The 14,561-nt window shown below is 72.8% G+C and carries 20 protein-coding genes; 10 read left to right on the top strand and 10 right to left on the bottom strand.

Annotation, left to right across the window (positions count from 1 at the left end):
• Nucleotides 1-49: 49 nt before the first annotated feature.
• Together E4P39_RS00675 and E4P39_RS00670 are read right to left on the bottom strand one after the other, a co-directional pair.
• Nucleotides 50-931: a DUF559 domain-containing protein gene (locus E4P39_RS00675; RefSeq protein WP_135134419.1), complete on the bottom strand. Its 882-nt coding sequence runs from the start codon at nt 929-931 to the stop codon at nt 50-52.
• A gap of 124 nt (nt 932-1,055) precedes the next feature.
• Nucleotides 1,056-1,391 carry a hypothetical protein gene (locus tag E4P39_RS00670; RefSeq protein WP_135134418.1) on the bottom strand — a complete coding sequence of 112 codons (336 nt, stop codon included), beginning with the start codon at nt 1,389-1,391 and terminating at the stop codon, nt 1,056-1,058.
• 131 nt (nt 1,392-1,522) lie between these two features.
• Between E4P39_RS00670 and E4P39_RS00665 the strand changes: the two genes are divergently transcribed.
• From E4P39_RS00665 to E4P39_RS00655, 3 genes are read left to right on the top strand one after another with little or no spacing between them, the layout of a single operon-like run.
• Nucleotides 1,523-1,780, top strand: a complete 258-nt coding sequence (locus E4P39_RS00665) for a DUF2795 domain-containing protein (protein WP_135134417.1) — start codon at nt 1,523-1,525, stop codon at nt 1,778-1,780.
• Nucleotide 1,781: 1 nt separating this feature from the next.
• Nucleotides 1,782-2,033 carry a hypothetical protein gene (locus tag E4P39_RS00660; protein WP_135134416.1) on the top strand — a complete coding sequence of 84 codons (252 nt, stop codon included), beginning with the start codon at nt 1,782-1,784 and terminating at the stop codon, nt 2,031-2,033.
• Nucleotides 2,030-2,437, top strand: a complete 408-nt coding sequence (locus E4P39_RS00655; RefSeq protein WP_135134415.1) for a thioesterase family protein — start codon at nt 2,030-2,032, stop codon at nt 2,435-2,437. The genes E4P39_RS00660 and E4P39_RS00655 overlap by 4 nt, the downstream gene beginning before the upstream one ends.
• A gap of 10 nt (nt 2,438-2,447) precedes the next feature.
• Here the strand turns inward: E4P39_RS00655 and E4P39_RS00650 are convergent, their stop codons facing one another.
• Nucleotides 2,448-3,002, bottom strand: coding sequence for a DUF4240 domain-containing protein (locus E4P39_RS00650; protein ID WP_135134414.1), 555 nt, complete (start codon nt 3,000-3,002; stop codon nt 2,448-2,450).
• A 190-nt stretch (nt 3,003-3,192) separates the two neighbouring features.
• On the opposite strand from E4P39_RS00650, the gene E4P39_RS00645 reads away from it, so the two are divergent.
• Nucleotides 3,193-3,621 carry a ChaB family protein gene (locus E4P39_RS00645; RefSeq protein WP_135134413.1) on the top strand — a complete coding sequence of 143 codons (429 nt, stop codon included), beginning with the start codon at nt 3,193-3,195 and terminating at the stop codon, nt 3,619-3,621.
• Between the two features lie 59 nt (nt 3,622-3,680).
• Here the strand turns inward: E4P39_RS00645 and E4P39_RS00640 are convergent, their stop codons facing one another.
• Nucleotides 3,681-4,991 (bottom strand): M24 family metallopeptidase, encoded by a 1,311-nt coding sequence (locus tag E4P39_RS00640; RefSeq protein ID WP_135134412.1) that lies wholly within the window; start codon nt 4,989-4,991, stop codon nt 3,681-3,683.
• 85 nt (nt 4,992-5,076) lie between these two features.
• Entirely contained in the window at nt 5,077-6,246 is a 1,170-nt protein-coding gene (locus E4P39_RS00635; RefSeq protein ID WP_135134411.1) for a GGDEF domain-containing protein, read from the bottom strand.
• A gap of 118 nt (nt 6,247-6,364) precedes the next feature.
• On the opposite strand from E4P39_RS00635, the gene E4P39_RS00630 reads away from it, so the two are divergent.
• The 6 genes from E4P39_RS00630 to E4P39_RS00605 all read left to right on the top strand — a co-directional run bounded on the left by E4P39_RS00630 (nt 6,365) and on the right by E4P39_RS00605 (nt 9,873).
• Nucleotides 6,365-6,838, top strand: a complete 474-nt coding sequence (locus E4P39_RS00630) for a cupin domain-containing protein (RefSeq protein ID WP_135134410.1) — start codon at nt 6,365-6,367, stop codon at nt 6,836-6,838.
• A 304-nt stretch (nt 6,839-7,142) separates the two neighbouring features.
• Nucleotides 7,143-7,325 (top strand): hypothetical protein, encoded by a 183-nt coding sequence (locus tag E4P39_RS00625; RefSeq protein WP_135134409.1) that lies wholly within the window; start codon nt 7,143-7,145, stop codon nt 7,323-7,325.
• A 35-nt stretch (nt 7,326-7,360) separates the two neighbouring features.
• Nucleotides 7,361-8,056, top strand: coding sequence for an NADPH-dependent F420 reductase (gene npdG, locus E4P39_RS00620; RefSeq protein ID WP_135134408.1), 696 nt, complete (start codon nt 7,361-7,363; stop codon nt 8,054-8,056).
• Between the two features lie 220 nt (nt 8,057-8,276).
• On the top strand, nt 8,277-9,023 hold the full coding sequence (locus E4P39_RS00615; protein WP_135134407.1) for a helical backbone metal receptor: 747 nt from the start codon (nt 8,277-8,279) through the stop codon (nt 9,021-9,023).
• Nucleotides 9,024-9,049: 26 nt separating this feature from the next.
• Nucleotides 9,050-9,451 (top strand): PPOX class F420-dependent oxidoreductase, encoded by a 402-nt coding sequence (locus tag E4P39_RS00610; RefSeq protein WP_209306273.1) that lies wholly within the window; start codon nt 9,050-9,052, stop codon nt 9,449-9,451.
• Between the two features lie 41 nt (nt 9,452-9,492).
• Nucleotides 9,493-9,873, top strand: coding sequence for a DUF2784 domain-containing protein (locus E4P39_RS00605; RefSeq protein ID WP_135134405.1), 381 nt, complete (start codon nt 9,493-9,495; stop codon nt 9,871-9,873).
• Nucleotides 9,874-9,883: 10 nt separating this feature from the next.
• Here E4P39_RS00605 and E4P39_RS00600 read toward each other — a convergent pair whose 3' ends face one another.
• The 5 genes from E4P39_RS00600 to E4P39_RS00580 all read right to left on the bottom strand — a co-directional run bounded on the left by E4P39_RS00600 (nt 9,884) and on the right by E4P39_RS00580 (nt 14,410).
• On the bottom strand, nt 9,884-10,105 hold the full coding sequence (locus tag E4P39_RS00600; RefSeq protein WP_135134404.1) for a nucleotide disphospho-sugar-binding domain-containing protein: 222 nt from the start codon (nt 10,103-10,105) through the stop codon (nt 9,884-9,886).
• Nucleotides 10,106-10,157: 52 nt separating this feature from the next.
• A complete protein-coding gene (locus tag E4P39_RS00595) occupies nt 10,158-10,694 on the bottom strand; it encodes an ester cyclase (protein WP_135134403.1) in 537 nt (178 codons plus the stop codon).
• A gap of 90 nt (nt 10,695-10,784) precedes the next feature.
• A complete protein-coding gene (gene panB, locus E4P39_RS00590) occupies nt 10,785-11,627 on the bottom strand; it encodes a 3-methyl-2-oxobutanoate hydroxymethyltransferase (RefSeq protein ID WP_135134402.1) in 843 nt (280 codons plus the stop codon).
• A gap of 34 nt (nt 11,628-11,661) precedes the next feature.
• The gene (locus E4P39_RS00585) at nt 11,662-13,497 is read right to left on the bottom strand and encodes an NAD+ synthase (RefSeq protein WP_209306272.1); all 1,836 of its coding nucleotides are present in this window, start codon (nt 13,495-13,497) and stop codon (nt 11,662-11,664) included.
• Between the two features lie 58 nt (nt 13,498-13,555).
• On the bottom strand, nt 13,556-14,410 hold the full coding sequence (locus tag E4P39_RS00580) for a slipin family protein (RefSeq protein ID WP_135134401.1): 855 nt from the start codon (nt 14,408-14,410) through the stop codon (nt 13,556-13,558).
• Nucleotides 14,411-14,561 lie beyond the last annotated feature (151 nt).

The following is a 14,561-nucleotide window of genomic DNA, read 5'->3' as shown; positions in this document are numbered from 1 at the left end:
CATCAGCTCCTGATGACCACGAGTTCGCAGGAGTCGGCGGCGGCGTGAGTCACAGACCGGCCAGCGCCCGGCGGATCATCTCCAGGACCCACGCCGGTCGCCCTCGGACGTCGGCGGAGGTGAAGCGCAGCACCACCCAGCCCGCGAGAACCAGGCCGTTCTGTCGCCGGAGATCGTTGACGAACACGTGCCTCTCGCGGTGGACGTCGCCGTCGAACTCGACCAGCACCCGTCGCTCCGGCCAGGCAAGGTCGACGTGGCCGATGAACTCCCCTCGGGGTCCACGGACGGTGTGCTGGAGCACCGGCGTGGGCAACCCGGCCTCGTGGATCAGCCACCGCAGCACCGACTCCATCGGCGAGCCGGCCAGCGGATCCGCGACGGCGAGGACCCGGCGGGCGGTGCGGATCCCACGCACCCCCCGGCCTCCGTCGACCAATCGTCGGAACGCCTCGGCCGGATACCTGCGGGCGAGCATCTGGTCGGTGACCGCGAGCAGTGCGCCGGCGGGCAGGTCGCCGGCGAGGTCACGCCAGGTACGCCCAGGTGACGTCAACGCGATGCCGCCCCGCCGGGAGATCTGCCAGTCCTCCAGGTGGGCGCAGTGCACCCGTCGGTCCGCACGGGACCGGACGTGCGTGGGGGGTTGGACGGTCAGGTGCACGCGGCGGTCCTCTACCACCAAGGGAATCTGCAGTCCCCAGAGCGCCGCCGCGGTCACATGGCTGACGACCGCAGTGGGCGGGGCGCCCAGCAGCACGGCCGCCACCCTGGCGCGGACGTCGTCGACCATCGCGGCCGGCAGGTAGGTGTCCCGGGAGCTCCGGACCACTTCGAGGTGGCGTAGCTGCCAGTCGGTCACGCCGGCGGCGCGGGCGCCGGCGCGGTCGGTCGGCCGGTGGATCCGTGGGGGCACGGGAGGCGTGGGCACCGGCGCAGCCTGTCGCCGTCAGCCATGTCAGGCCGGCGTCATCCACAGGCGCCGGCGAGACGCACGAACTCGTGGCCATCAGGACACGATGACCACGAGTTCGTAGGACTCGGCGGCGCCTAACTCATCGCGGCTGCGCGGGGTTGGTCGGGTCGCCGTGGGACGGCGGGTTGACCGGCGGGCCGGACGTCGCCGGGGACGCCTTCGAGCCCGTGTCGGCCGCCGGCGCCGACTCCGGGGTGGCCGCGGCAGGGTCTCCGCCGGAGGGCTGGGCGCCCGCCTTCAGCGAGCTCAACCGGTTCTCCATCACCGCCATCACCTGCACCCGGTTGGCGTGCGACCGCTCATAGGTGATGAGGGTCTGCAGGTCGTCGGCCCCCAGGGTGCGGATCCGGGAGGTCAGCGAACCCACCTGGAGGTGGTCGTAGTCGGGCAGCGGCAGATCGTCGCGCTCGGGCATCCGTCGTCCTCTCGTGGATGGGCCTCGGTCCCCGATCGCCTACCCCCGCCCTCGGTATCCGACACCGCGTGTGACGTGCTGGTGCGTGGGTAGGCGGCGACGAGCACGTTCCAACCGAAGGAGCACCACCCGTGAGCGACCCGCACCAGCCCGGCACCCCCGCAGGCACCGACCCGGCCGACATCGAGCGCCGGGCCGCGCTCGCCGAGGTCCTGGGCAAGGAGGTCTGGCCGGCCGACCGCGACACCTTGGTCACCAAGGTAAAGGAGGGCAACGCCACCGACAACGTCGTGAGCCAGTTGCGCGGTCTGCCCGAGGGGCAGCAGTTCACCAACGTCCAGGACGTCGCCCAGGCCCTCGGGCTCGGCACCGAGCAGGAGCGGTTCTGACATGCCCTCGATGAAGGAGCCCTCGCCCGAGGCCGTGGCGAACGTGACCGAGGAGAACGTCGAGACCCGGTCGCAGCTGCTGCCCGAGGAGAAGGCCGTGGAAGGTGACCTCGACCCGGCCCAGGGCGACCTCGACCCGAAGGTCCAGGCCGCGGTGATCCTGGCCGAGTCCGAGGAGCGCACGATCCACGCCGACCCGGACGACGCCCAGGGCGGGCACCGGCAGTCCTCGGACACCGCCGACCTGCCTTGAGCCGGACGCACGAGCACCTGGTCCAACTGCGCTGGTCGGACCCCGACGCCTACGGCCACGTCAACCACGCCCGGGCGCTGAGCCTGCTCGAGGACGCCCGCCTCGCGATGGGCCTCGACGCGCCGGGCGTCGCGCCCGGCCGGCAGCCGGACATGATCCTGGCGCGGCTCGAGGTCGACTACCTGCGGCAGCTCTACTACCGGGCGGGGGAGCGGCTCTGCGTGCGCAGCTGGGTGACGCGGGTGGGCACCAGGTCGTTCACGATGCGGCAGGAGCTCCTGCAGGACGACGAGGTCACCATCCGGCTCGACGCCGTCATCGTGCTCTTCGACATCACCACCGACGCCTCGCGGCCGATGACCGACGAGGAGCGCCCCTACTGGAGCGGGTTCCTCGTCGACTGAAGCTGCAGGCTCAGTCGGCGTCGCCGTACTTCGCCCACAGCCGGGGGAGGCGCGCCGCGAACCATTCGTCGTCGTCCTCGGGGAAGGGCTCCCCGGTGGGCTCGCCGAACTCGTCGTCCAGGTCCTCTTCCTCGCCGGTCTCCACGTCGTCCTCGTCGAACCCGCGCTCCTCGAGCACCTCGACGGCCGCGTACGCCCACAGCTCGGCCGCGCCGAAGTCGTTCTCCTCCTCGTCCCAGGCGAGGTCGGCCACGCTGTCGTGGTCGGCGAGCACCCGCTCGTAGGTCTCCCGGCCGTGGCTGATGAGCCAGTTCCGGAAGTCCAGGAAGCTGTCGTCGCTCGCTCCACCCAGCGCGACGTACGCGGCTGCCCAGAGGTCCCAGCTGTTGGCCCGCGCACGCACGGCCCGGAGCTCCCGGTAGAAGCCGCGCACCTCGTCGTCGGGGAGCATCTCCAGGGCTGCCGTCATGGTCGCGACATGCTCCGCGACCACCGACTCCGGGTTCGCGGCTACTGCCTGCGCACGGGTGTCGGCGACCAGCTCCCAGAAGGCGTTCGTGTCCACGGCCGGACGCTAACGGCCGGCTGGCCCTCCTGCCCGACCGGCGACCGCCCGCGCACCTGAGCGCCGTCGGGCACGCTGCCCCTCGTGGCCTGCTTCGCGGGGTTCGACCACCAGCGGGTCGACCTCCTCGCGATGTGATCATTTTCGGCCTCCCGGGTATGGGCGCTGTCCGACCCCGAGAGGAGAGGTCATGCCGAAGACCACGAAGAGCGGCAGCGCCAAGCAGTCCGAGCTGCCCAGCACGCTGCAGCGTTCGCCCAAGAAGGCGCAGCGGACGTTCGCGAAGGCGCACGATTCAGCGGCGAACGAGTACGGCGACGAGAAGCGCGCCAACCAGGTCGCCTGGGCTGCGGTCAAGCACAGCTTCGAGAAGGTCGGCGACCACTGGGAGGAGAAGGCCGGCGGGAAGAAGGGCCCCTCCGATCCCCAGGCCGCCGGTGGGAAGAACACCAACCGGCAGACCAAGGGTGGGGTCGACGCCAACGCCACCAAGGACCACCTGCTGACGCTGGCGAAGAAGCTCGGTGTCTCGGGCCGCTCGAAGATGAAGAAGAAGGAACTGGTCGACGCCGTCCAGAAGGCGAACAACAAGAAGACGGCGGACGCCCGCAAGAAGTGAGCGGGCGAGTCCTGAGCCGGCCCCTCGTGCGGGCCGGCTCGGGGGCTCCGCTGCCGCGGTCAGCCCGGGATGAGGATCAGTTCGGTCTGCCGGCCGTCCAGGTACTCGACGCCGTCCGCCGTCAGCGCGATGCCCTGCTCCAGGGCCATCCGCACGCACTGACCGTCCCACTCCGGCACCGGCCGGCGGACGGCGAGTTCGAGCGCGTAGACCGTGTCGGCATGGACGGGGTAGTCGCCGGCACCCGGGACGCCGCCCTGCTCGTCCCACTGGCCGATCGCGGGCCCGGCGCCGTGCCCGTGAAAACCGACCGGGTGCGAGTAGACGTCGACGTCGATGCCTTCGGCGTCGGCGGCCCTGCGTGCGGCGGCGAGCACCTCGTTGCCGGTGCGCCCGACCGTGAGCTCCGCCGTCGTGAGGTCCTGCATCCGGTTGCCGGTGCGCAGGGCCGCGCTGAGTCCCTCCGGCGCGGCCTCCTCGCCCGGGCCGAGCACGTAGCCGTTGCGCTGGGTGTCGGTCTTCAGGCCGAGGCTGGCCAGGCCGACGTCGCAGTGCACCAGATCGCCCGGCTGGATGACGGCGTCGTACCCGACAGCGGGGAGCAGCGCCCTGCCCCGGGCCTCGACGAGCGGTACCCCGGCCCGCTGGAGGGCGACCGAGGGCTGGAACCACGGCTCCACCCCGAGGTCGTGGAACCGCTGCCGGATCCACCAGGCGACGTCGAGGGCAGTCGTCGTCCCCGGGGTGATGACGGCGGCGGAGAAGGCCTCGTCGATGACCTCGTGCGCGCACCGGTTGAGGGCGTGGAGGGCGCCGATCTCCTCCGGGAGCCGGGTCTCCAGCCAGCCGACCACGAGGTCCTCCGCCGGGACCAGCCGGTCGGCGTAGGGGCCGAGCGCTCGGGTGAGCAGCCGGTGGTCGGTGTGCGACAGCCCGTCGGCGAGGGCGAAGGACTCCGAGACGTCGATGCCGATGCGGCGCGGATCGGCCTGCTCGACGATCCGGCGCACGGCGGCCCACTGCGACTGCTCCGCGGAGAGCTTCGGCGCCTCGTCGGGGGACCAGGCCGGCAGGAACTGACCCACCGGATAAGGCGACACGGCGGCGGCGGTCACGCCGTCGTCGCTGCGGTGCAGGGCCAGGATCGTGCGGCGCCGGGCCGACAACCAGGTCGCGGGCAGCAGGCTGGCCAGCACCGGGTCCTCGTTGTACTCGCGCCCGACGACCAGCCACAGATCGATGCCGGCGCGGTCCATCAGCGCCGGCAGGACGTCGAGCAGCCGCTGGGTGAGCCAGCGGTCGCGCACGTCGGCCTGCTCCCGCAACGGCAGGGGAACCGTCCGCGTGGGATCCGGAACGACCAGCGTCATGGGAACAGGGAAGCAGAGAACGGCCCGGCCCACCGGTCGAGCCGATGGGCCTCGGACTACCGGATCGCGCGCGTCAGAACAGGGGTCAGAGGGTGTCGCCGGCCGTCGTGCCGGGCCACACCTCGCGCTCGAGGGAAATGGGCGACCGCGCCCGGGGGAGGCTCAGCGCCGCGACCCGGTCACGGCCCTGCTGCTTGGCCTCGTACATCGCCGCGTCCGCCCGGTCGACCAGCCGCCACAGGGCATCGGGCGCGTGCTCGTTGCCGACCGGGCGGGTGAGCGCCACCCCGATCGAGGCGGTCACCGCGTGGCCGTCCAGGGTCCGCGTGTCCGACACGGCGAGGCGCAGGCGCTCGGCCAGCCGCCGTGCCTCGTCGGGGTCCCCCACCAGACCGAGCACCACGAGCTCCTCGCCGCCGGTCCGCGCGAGGACGTCGGTCGGGCGGACCGTCGCGGCCAGCGCCTGGGCGACCGCGCAGAGGACGGCGTCCCCGGCGGCGTGCCCGTGCGCGTCGTTGAGGCGCTTGAAGTGGTCGATGTCGAGCACCATGGCGGCCACGCGGGTGCCGTCGCGGCGGGCCTGCCGCCAGATGCGGGGTGCCTGCTCGATGAGGTAGCGGCGGTTGAACAGCCCGGTCAGCGGGTCGAGGTGGGAGAGCGCCTGGGTCGCGTCGAGCAGTCGCTGCACGCGCCGGCGGAGCACGAACACCCCGAGCGCGCCGCCGTTGAGCGTTCCCGCGTTGACGACCACCTGGATGCCGAGTGCGGCGGCGCTGTCGTAACTGGGCCACAGCGCCAGCAGACAGACGACCGTCGTCACCGCCATGTTGATGCCGAGCTCCCACGGACCCAGGAACCAGGCGGCCACGAACGCCGGGAACAGCAGCATGAGCGGGGTCGCGTAGCGGACCGGGTCCTCGATGCAGAGGACGACGACCAGGTAGGTCAGGTCACCGAGGAGGACCAGCCCGAACGTCTGCCACCGGCCGGCCCGCTTGCGCACGGCCAGCGGCACCGCCGCGACCATGCACAGGAGCATCGCCGTCCCGTAGATCCAGCGCGGTGCGCCCTCCCGCAGGACGCCGTCGACGAGCAGGTTCGACATGCCCATCAGGCTGCCGACGAACAGCAGCGCCGCGAGGGTGAGCGCGGCCACCCGGTGCTCCGGCCCACGGCCGGCCGGCTGCGCATCGGCCTTGGAAGGGTGCTGCACGCCGGCTCCGCCGTTCCCGTCGAGATCCCATCGGCCGATCATCGCCAGAATCATGCCGCACGACCGGCACTTTCTGTGGTTTTGGCACGCAGGCGTTCTGGTGGCAGGAGCCGTGCACATCCGCGTCCCAGCAGGCCGGATGAGCTGCCAGGGTGGGCCCATGTCGCACCTGGACCCCGCGCTGGTCGACGTCCGCACGCTGGCGGACCACCCGCTGATCTCCAACGGCCCGACCAGCAAGCTGCGCATGGTCGCTCCCGGTGCGGCGACGGCCGGCCGGTACGGCCTGCTCGAGTACCACGTGGCGCCGAACAGTCCGGGTGCCGGGCCGCACTTCCACACGACGTTCTCGGAGTCCTTCTTCGTGCTGACCGGCCAACTGACGGTCTTCCACGCGGGGCAGTGGCTGCCGTTCGGACCCGGCGACTACGCGCTGGTGCACGAGGGCGGAGCGCACGGCTTCCGCAACGACGGCGACGAGTGGACCTCCTTCCTCATCCTCTTCGCGCCCGGCATCGCGCGGGAGAACTTCTTCACCGAGGTGGCCGAGCTGCGCCGGAGCGGCCGGACGCTCAGCCCCGAGGAGATGACCGCCTTCTACGCCCGTCACGACCAGGTGATGGTCGACGGCTGAGCCCGGCGAGCCTTGGCAGCCTGCCGCGTCCGCGACACCATCGACCCGTGTTCGCGCTGCCCGCTCCTTTCGCGGCCCTTCCGGGGCTGCACCGCTGCGGCTGCTGCGGCGGGGTGTTCACCGGTGGACGGGTCACCGAGCTGGCCTCGACACCTGGCACGTTCATCTGCCGCGAGTGCGCCCGCTCGGCTGCCGATCGGGGACGACGGGGCAGGCGCTGACCTCACACGGCCCGTTCGGCCGGGCGGCACGGTGCATGCTGACGCACCATCCGGAGGGCACTGACCGAACGAGGAGGCTGTCGATGACCGAGGGACCGTGGTTCTTCTGTCTCAAGCACCACACCGTCGAACCCCGGGACGGCTGCGCGGAGCGCCACCGGCTCGGTCCGTACGAGACCCGTGCGCAGGCCGAGCGCGCCGTCGACTCGGTGGCCGAGCGCGAGCAGAAGCTCACCGCCGAGGACCGGGCCTGGGAGGGTGACTGACGGACCCGACGCGGGGGCGGGGCATGATCGCGGGCATGACGGACGGGCGCGCGGTGGAGGATCTGGTCGTCGGGGTGCTCGGCGGCACCGGCCCCCAGGGACGCGGGCTGGCCGTACGGCTGGCCGCAGCCGGGCAGCGCATCCTGCTGGGCTCCCGCGACGCCGACCGCGCCTCCGAGGTCGCTGCCGAGGTGGCCGCCCTCGCGGTCCCGGCTGCCGGCGGTGCCGAGGTGTCGGTGCAGGGCGGATCGAACGTCGACGTCGCTGGGGCCGCTGACCTCGTGATCGTCGCCGTCCCCTACGCCGGGCACGCCGCCACGCTGGCCGAGCTGGCCGCCCCGCTGGCCGGGAAGATCGTCGTCGACTGCGTCGTCCCCATGGGCTTCGACGAGCTCGGCGCCTACGTCCTGGACGTCGAGGAGGGCAGCGTCACCCAGCAGGCGGCGGCGCTGCTGCCCGACAGCCACGTCGTCGGCGCGTTCCACCACCTGTCCGCGGTGCTGCTCCAGGACCTCTCGCGCCCCACCATCGACGGCGACGTGATGGTGGTCGGCGACGTCCGGGAGGCCACGGACGCGGTGCAGGCACTGGCCGGCCGGCTACCGGGGATGCGCGGCGTCTACGCCGGCCGGCTGCGCAACGCGCGGCAGATCGAGGCGCTCACGATCAACCTCGTGTCGGTCAACCGCCGGTACAAGGTGCACGCCGGTGTCCGCGTCACCGACGTCTGACGACAGCCCCGGGAGCATCGCAGCGAGGAACGAGCGAGGCGCGGACCGGGGCGCGGAGTCGGACCAGGGTGCGACGTCTGACGACAGCCCCGGGAGCATCGCAGCGAGCGCCGGCGAGACAGGAGCGGACCGGGGCGCGGAGTCGGACCAGGGTGCGGAGTCGGACCAGGGTGCGGAGTCGGACCAGGGTGCGGAGTCGGACCAGGGGGCACCGTCCGAGGTGCGTGACGACCGCGGCCATCCCTACGACGGGCCGTCGCCGGGCCGGGTCGTCTCACTGGTTCCGTCGTTGACCGAGGCGATCGCCGCCACGGACCCCGCCCTGCTCATCGGCGCCACCGACTGGTGCACCCATCCCGCCGGACTGGACGTCGCCCGCGTCGGGGGCACCAAGTGGCCCGACCTCGACCGCGTGCGGGCGCTGCGGCCCGACCTGGTCGTCGCCAACGCCGAGGAGAACCGGGACGAGGACGTCGCCGCGCTGCGGGCCGACGGCATCCCGGTCTGGGTGACCGCCCCGGCGACGGTCGACCAGGCCCTGGACTCCCTCGACCGGCTCTGCGCGGTGCTCGGCCGTCCGGGACCGCACTGGCTCCGGGAGGCCCGCGCGGCCTGGGCCGATCCGCCGCGGCTGCCCGGAGTGCGGGCCGTCGTCCCGATCTGGCGGCGGCCGTGGATGGTGCTGGGACGGGACACCTTCGCGGGCGACGTCCTGGCCCGCCTCGGCGTCGAGAACGTCTTCGCCGGTTCGCCCGACCGCTATCCGAAGCTGGCCAAGGACGATCCGGCCTCGGTCGATGCGGAGCTGGTGGTGTTCCCCGACGAGCCCTACGCGTTCACCCCCGACGACGGCCCGGAGGCATGGCCCCAGGCCCGCCCGGCGTTCGTCAGCGGCCGGCACCTCACCTGGTACGGCCCGTCGCTGATCGAGGCGCCCCGCCTGCTGACCGCGCAGCTCAGCGGCTGATCCGGCGCCGCTCCTACAGTGGGCCAGTGACCCCGCTCCTGGCCCTGGCCGACCGACGCTTCGTCTCGCTCACCACGTTCCGCCGCTCCGGGGCTCCGGTCTCGACGCCCGTGTGGGTCGGCCGCCACGGCGACGGGCTCGTCGTCCTCACGCCGGTCGGCAGCGGCAAGGTCAAGCGGCTGCGCTCCGACCCGCGGGTCGAGCTCCGGCCGTGCGGCCGGTTCGGCGCGGTCGAGGACGGCGTCGAGCCCCTACCGGGGACGGCCGAGGTGCGGGAGGCGCCCGCCGACGTGGTGCGTGCCCGGGCGACCATCCGGCGCGCGTATCCCGTCGAGTCGCGGGTGGTGCTCGGCATGGAGCGCCTCGTCGAGCGGCTGCGCGGCCGGCCCCGGACCGCGCGGCTGGCCCTGCACATCTCCGGCGCGTGATCCGGCGGCCGATGCGCCGTCCGTGGTGCCAGACTTCTCCTGTGCTGCTCGCCGACACGGTGGCGGTCGTGCACGGGGCCGCCGTCGTCCTGATGCTGACCGGCGCGGTGATCGCGCTGTGGCGGCCGCGGGTGCTCTGGGTGCACCTGCCGGTCAGCCTCGCGATCCTGGCCGTCAACCGGGCGGGGGAGCCGTGCCCGTTGACGGAGCTGGAGCTGTGGCTGCGCTCGGAGGCCGGCGGCGTGGTCTACGACGGGGGCTACCTCGGGCACTACGTGTTCGCGCCGATCGGCCTCGACGTGGCCGGGCCGTCGGTCCAGGCGGGCATCTACACGGTGGCGCTCGTGCCGAACGTGGTCGCCTTCGCAGTCCTCGCCGTTCGGGCCCGGCGGCGCCGCGCCCGGCCGGCAGTCGCGATCTAGGTCCTGCGGCTCAGCGGGTCAGCGCGACGAGCGGCTCGACGAGTTCCGCCGGGTCGGGCATGGCGGCGATCTCGGCGGCGACCTCGCGTGCGGCCGACGCCGGAGCCGCGTCGCCGACCAGTCGCTCCAGCGACGCCGCGGTCATCTCGCGGAGCGGCACGGCCAGGCCCGCACCCCGCGCGGCGATCAGCCGGGCATGCTCGGTCCGGTCACCCGCAAGGGGAGCCGCCACCGGCTCGCCGTCCGGCCTTCCGGATGCCGGTCGGAACCGCACGGTCCGGGACCTAGGGACGAGGTTCGCCTGCCAGGGTCCGGCGCCGCGCGCCGGTCGCGTCGTCTGCGAGGTCGCGACCGACCTGGTGGAGCAGCCAGACGGCGTCGTCGTTGCGCCACCACTCGACGATCCGGCCCTCGACGAGGCGGTACACGTCGGTGCCGCTCCACCGCACGGCCCTGCCCGTCGCCGGCACGCCCGCCAGGGGGCCGGAGTGGGTGCCCGTCGCCGTCCAGCGGGCGGCGACGAGATCACCCTCGCCGATCACCTGCTCGAACTCGATGTGCAGATCCGGGAACGTGCCGCGGATCCGGTGCACCGCGTCCTGGAGCTGACCGATCCCGTCGGTGTCCGGGGCCGTGCCCGGTGTGCCGGGATGGGCACGGACGTCGTCCCCGACGAAGCGCTCCAGGAGGTCGGGGCGGTACGGGTTGATGCACTCCGTGACGAGCCCGCGGACGACGTCCTTGTTCTCCTCGATGCCCATGCGCCACGGTCCCACCGCCGGACCGGTGAGGGCAGGGCCCGCGGCCTCGGTCGGGAACAAGGCGTCCTGGATTGCGCGTGTCGCTCCGGCATTGCGGGTGTTGCAGCACCGGCACTGTCGGCACAACACCCGCAATGCCGCGGAGAACCGCTACTCGAACGAATGCTCCGGGCCCGGGAAGGTGCCGCCACGGACGTCGTCGGCGTACTCGCGGGCGGCCCGCAACAGCTCCGACCGCAGGTCGGCGTACTTCTTCACGAACTTCGGCACGCGCCCTCCGTTGAGCCCGGCCATGTCCGGCCAGACCAGCACCTGGGCGTCGCAGTCGGCGCCGGCGCCGATGCCGATCGTCGGGATGGTCAGCTCCTTGGTCACCTGCCCGGCGATCTCGGCCGGTACCATCTCCAGGACGACGGCGAACGCGCCGGCGTCCTGCACGGCGTGCGCGTCGGCGAGCAGCTGCTCGGCGCCCGCGCCGCGGCCCTGCACGCGGTAGCCGCCGAGGGCGTGCTCGCTCTGCGGCGTGAAGCCGACGTGCGCCATCACCGGGATGCCGGCGTCGTGCAGGAGCTTGATCTGCGACGCGACCCGCACCCCGCCCTCGAGCTTGACCGCGTGCGCGCCGCCCTCCTTCATGAACCGGACGGCGGTCTCGAACGCCTGCTGGGGGCCCGACTCGTAGCTGCCGAACGGCAGGTCGGCGACGATCAGCGACCGCTTGGTCGACCGGGTGACCGCCTTGGTCATCACCAGGAGGTCCTCGACCGTCACCGGCACCGTGCTGCTGTAGCCGAGGACGACGTTGCCCGACGAGTCGCCGACCAGCAGCACCGGGATGCCGGCCTCCTCGAAGATCGCGGCGCTGTAGGTGTCGTAGGCGGTGAGCATCGCCCACTTCTCGCCCCGCTCCTTGGCCTGCTGCAGGTGGTGGACGCGCACGCGGGCGGAGGACTGCCCGCCGTAGACGACCGACTCGGCCGGGGGGTTGGTCATGTGGTGGTGTCCTCTGCTGAACTCGCGAGCTCGTTCACGATGCTCCTTCGCGGACGCTGGGGAGGCTCTCCCGCCAGCGGTTGGTGATCGGCAGGCGCCGGTCGCGGCCGAACGCCTTCAGGCTGATCTTGGTACCGGGCGCCGACTGGCGGCGCTTGAACTCGGCCGTGTCCACCAGCCGGAGGACCCGCGCCACCACCTCCGGGTCGTGGCCCTGCTCCAGCAGCTCGGCCATCCCGAGGTCGCGGTCGACGTAGTCGCGCACCACCGCGTCGAGCTCCTCGTAGGAGGGCAGCGAGTCCGAGTCCTGCTGGCCGGGGGCGAGCTCGGCCGAGGGCGGCTTGTCGATCGAGTTCTGCGGGATGGGCTCGGTCTCTCCCCGGTCGCGGGCGTAGGAGTTGCGCCAGCGGGCGAGATCCCAGACCAGCGTCTTGGGCACGTCCTTGATCGGCGCGAACCCGCCGGCGGAGTCGCCGTAGAGGGTCGAGTAACCGACCGCGACCTCGCTCTTGTTGCCCGTCGTCAGCAGCAGGTGCCCGTGCTGGTTGGACAGCCCCATGAGCAGGGTCCCGCGCACCCGGGCCTGCAGGTTCTCCGCCGCGACGCCGGAGAGCTCGACCGACCCGTGGTACGCGTCGACCATCGGCGCGATCGGCACGACGTCGTAGTGCAGGCCGGTGCGCTTCGCGAGGTCCTCGGCGTCGGCCAGCGAGTGCTCGCTGGACCACTTGGACGGCAGCCCGACGCCGTGCACGCGATCCGCGCCCAGCGCGTCGACGGCGAGGGTGGCGACCACCGCCGAGTCGATGCCGCCGGAGAGGCCCAGCACCACCGACGGCATGCCGTTCTTGTCGATGAAGTCGCGCAGGCCGAGAACGAGCGCCCGCCAGACCTCCTCGCAGTCCTCGAGCGGCTTGGCGACCGTCCCCGGCCGCGCCTCGAACCCGGGCACCGGCGCTTGCGACAGCACGTGCCGGGTGACAGTCATCGGCCCGATCCGGCCGTCGCGCCGCTCGGTCACCGCGCCCCGGTCCAGCGACAGGTCCACGGTCAGCAGGTGCTCGACGAACTGCGGGGCGCGGGCGAGCAGCTCGCCGTCCGCGGAGACCACGAGCGAGTCGCCGTCGAAGACGAGCTCGTCCTGGCCACCGACCTGGTTGCAGTAGACGACCGGCGCGTGCGCCTCGGCGGCCCGGCGGCGCACCAGCGGGAAGCGCAGGTCGTCCTTGGCCCGCTCGTAGGGGGAGGCGTTGGGGGAGACGACGAGGTCCACGCCGGCCTGGCCGGCGACCCCGCACGGGCCGCCCTCGACCCACAGGTCCTCGCAGATGGTCAGCGCGACGTCGACCCCGTGCAGCCGGACGATCGGCAGCTCGGCGCCCGGCACGAAGTAGCGGGCCTCGTCGAAGACGCCGTAGTTGGGCAGGTGCCGCTTGTAGTAGCGGACGACGACCCGCCCGCCGTGCAGCAGGGCGGCGGCGTTGCGCGGGGCGCCGCGGCGGGGGTTGGCGTCACCGGGCCGGTCGGCGTCGTCGACCGGCGGGTGGTCGACCGGGGCCGGGCCGCTGCCCTCGGTGTGGGCCAGGTACCCGACGACGACGGCGACGTCCCCGAGCCCCTCGTCGGCCAGGGCGGCGGCCAGGTCGACGAGCGCGTGCTCGCTGGCCCGGGCGAAGGACTCCCGCAGCACGAGATCCTCGGGCGGGTAGCCGGTCAGGGTCATCTCGGGGAAGACGACGAGGTGTGCGCCGGCCTCGGCCGCCTGCGCCGTCCACCGGTGCACCAGCTCGACGTTCCCGGAGAGGTCGCCCACCCGGGTGTCGACCTGGGCGAGGGCCACCCGCAGCTGCACCCGCTGCTGATCGTTCACGGGCACAGTCTCGCCGCTGGCCGGTGCGGCCTGCCAGACGGGACGGCTGTCTACACGATCACCCCGAACCCACCGCGGGTGCGGCCGGGGCGGGCGTGGAGCGCTGGACGGGGACGCCGTTGGTCGGCGATGCCACGGCGGACGGGGCCTGCTCGGCCGGGGTGGCCCGCTCCAGGAACCGGAGCAGCTCGACGGGGAAGGGGAGGACGAGGGTCGAGTTCTTCTCGGCGGCCACCTCGACGACGGTCTGCAGCAGGCGGAGCTGCAGCGCCGCCGGGTGGGCGGTCATCACCTCGGCGGCCTGGGCCAGCTTTTCCGACGCCTGCAGCTCGCCCTCGGCGGTGATCACCCGGGACCGGCGTTCGCGCTCGGCTTCGGCCTGGCGCGACATCGAGCGCTTCATCGACTCCGGCAGGGCGACGTCCTTGATGTCGACCCGATCGATGTGGATTCCCCAGTCCACCGCCGGGCTGTCCATCATCAGCTCGAGGCCCTGGTTGAGCCGCTCGCGGTTGGACAGCAGGTCGTCGAGGTCGCTCTTGCCGATGATCGAGCGCAGCGACGCCTGGGCGACCTGGGCGATGGCGGCCTGGTAGTTCTGCACGTCGACGACCACCCGGACCGGGTCGAAGACCTTGAAGTAGACGACCGCGTCCACCTTGACGGTGACGTTGTCGCGGGTGATGCCCTCCTGCGCGGGCACCGGCATCGTCACGATCTGCATGTTCACCTTGTGCAGCCGATCGGCCACCGGGTTGATCAGGTTCAGGCCCGGACCCCGCGGGTCACCGCGCAACCGACCGAAGCGGAGGACCACGCCCCGCTCGAACTGGGTGACCACGCGGACGCTCGCACCGAGGAGCACCAGCAGGCCCAGGACCAGGATCGCGAGCACTACGAGAATGGCGGTCATGTCGCCCTCCGGCGCCCCGCCCGCGGTGCCGCGCGGCTCGGAACGGCCAACCGCCCCGGGTCCGGGCGTCCTGTGACGAGGACCACATCGTAGTCCGGAGACGGGGCGCCGGACCCCGCACGACGACATCTGCCCTGCACGGGCTGCTGCG

Source organism: Blastococcus sp. CT_GayMR19, assembly GCF_004570385.1.
In the GTDB taxonomy this organism is placed as follows: Bacteria; Actinomycetota; Actinomycetes; order Mycobacteriales; family Geodermatophilaceae; genus Blastococcus_B.
The sequence above is the reverse complement of the archived record's forward strand: the minus strand, read 5'-3'. Positions and strand labels throughout refer to the sequence as shown.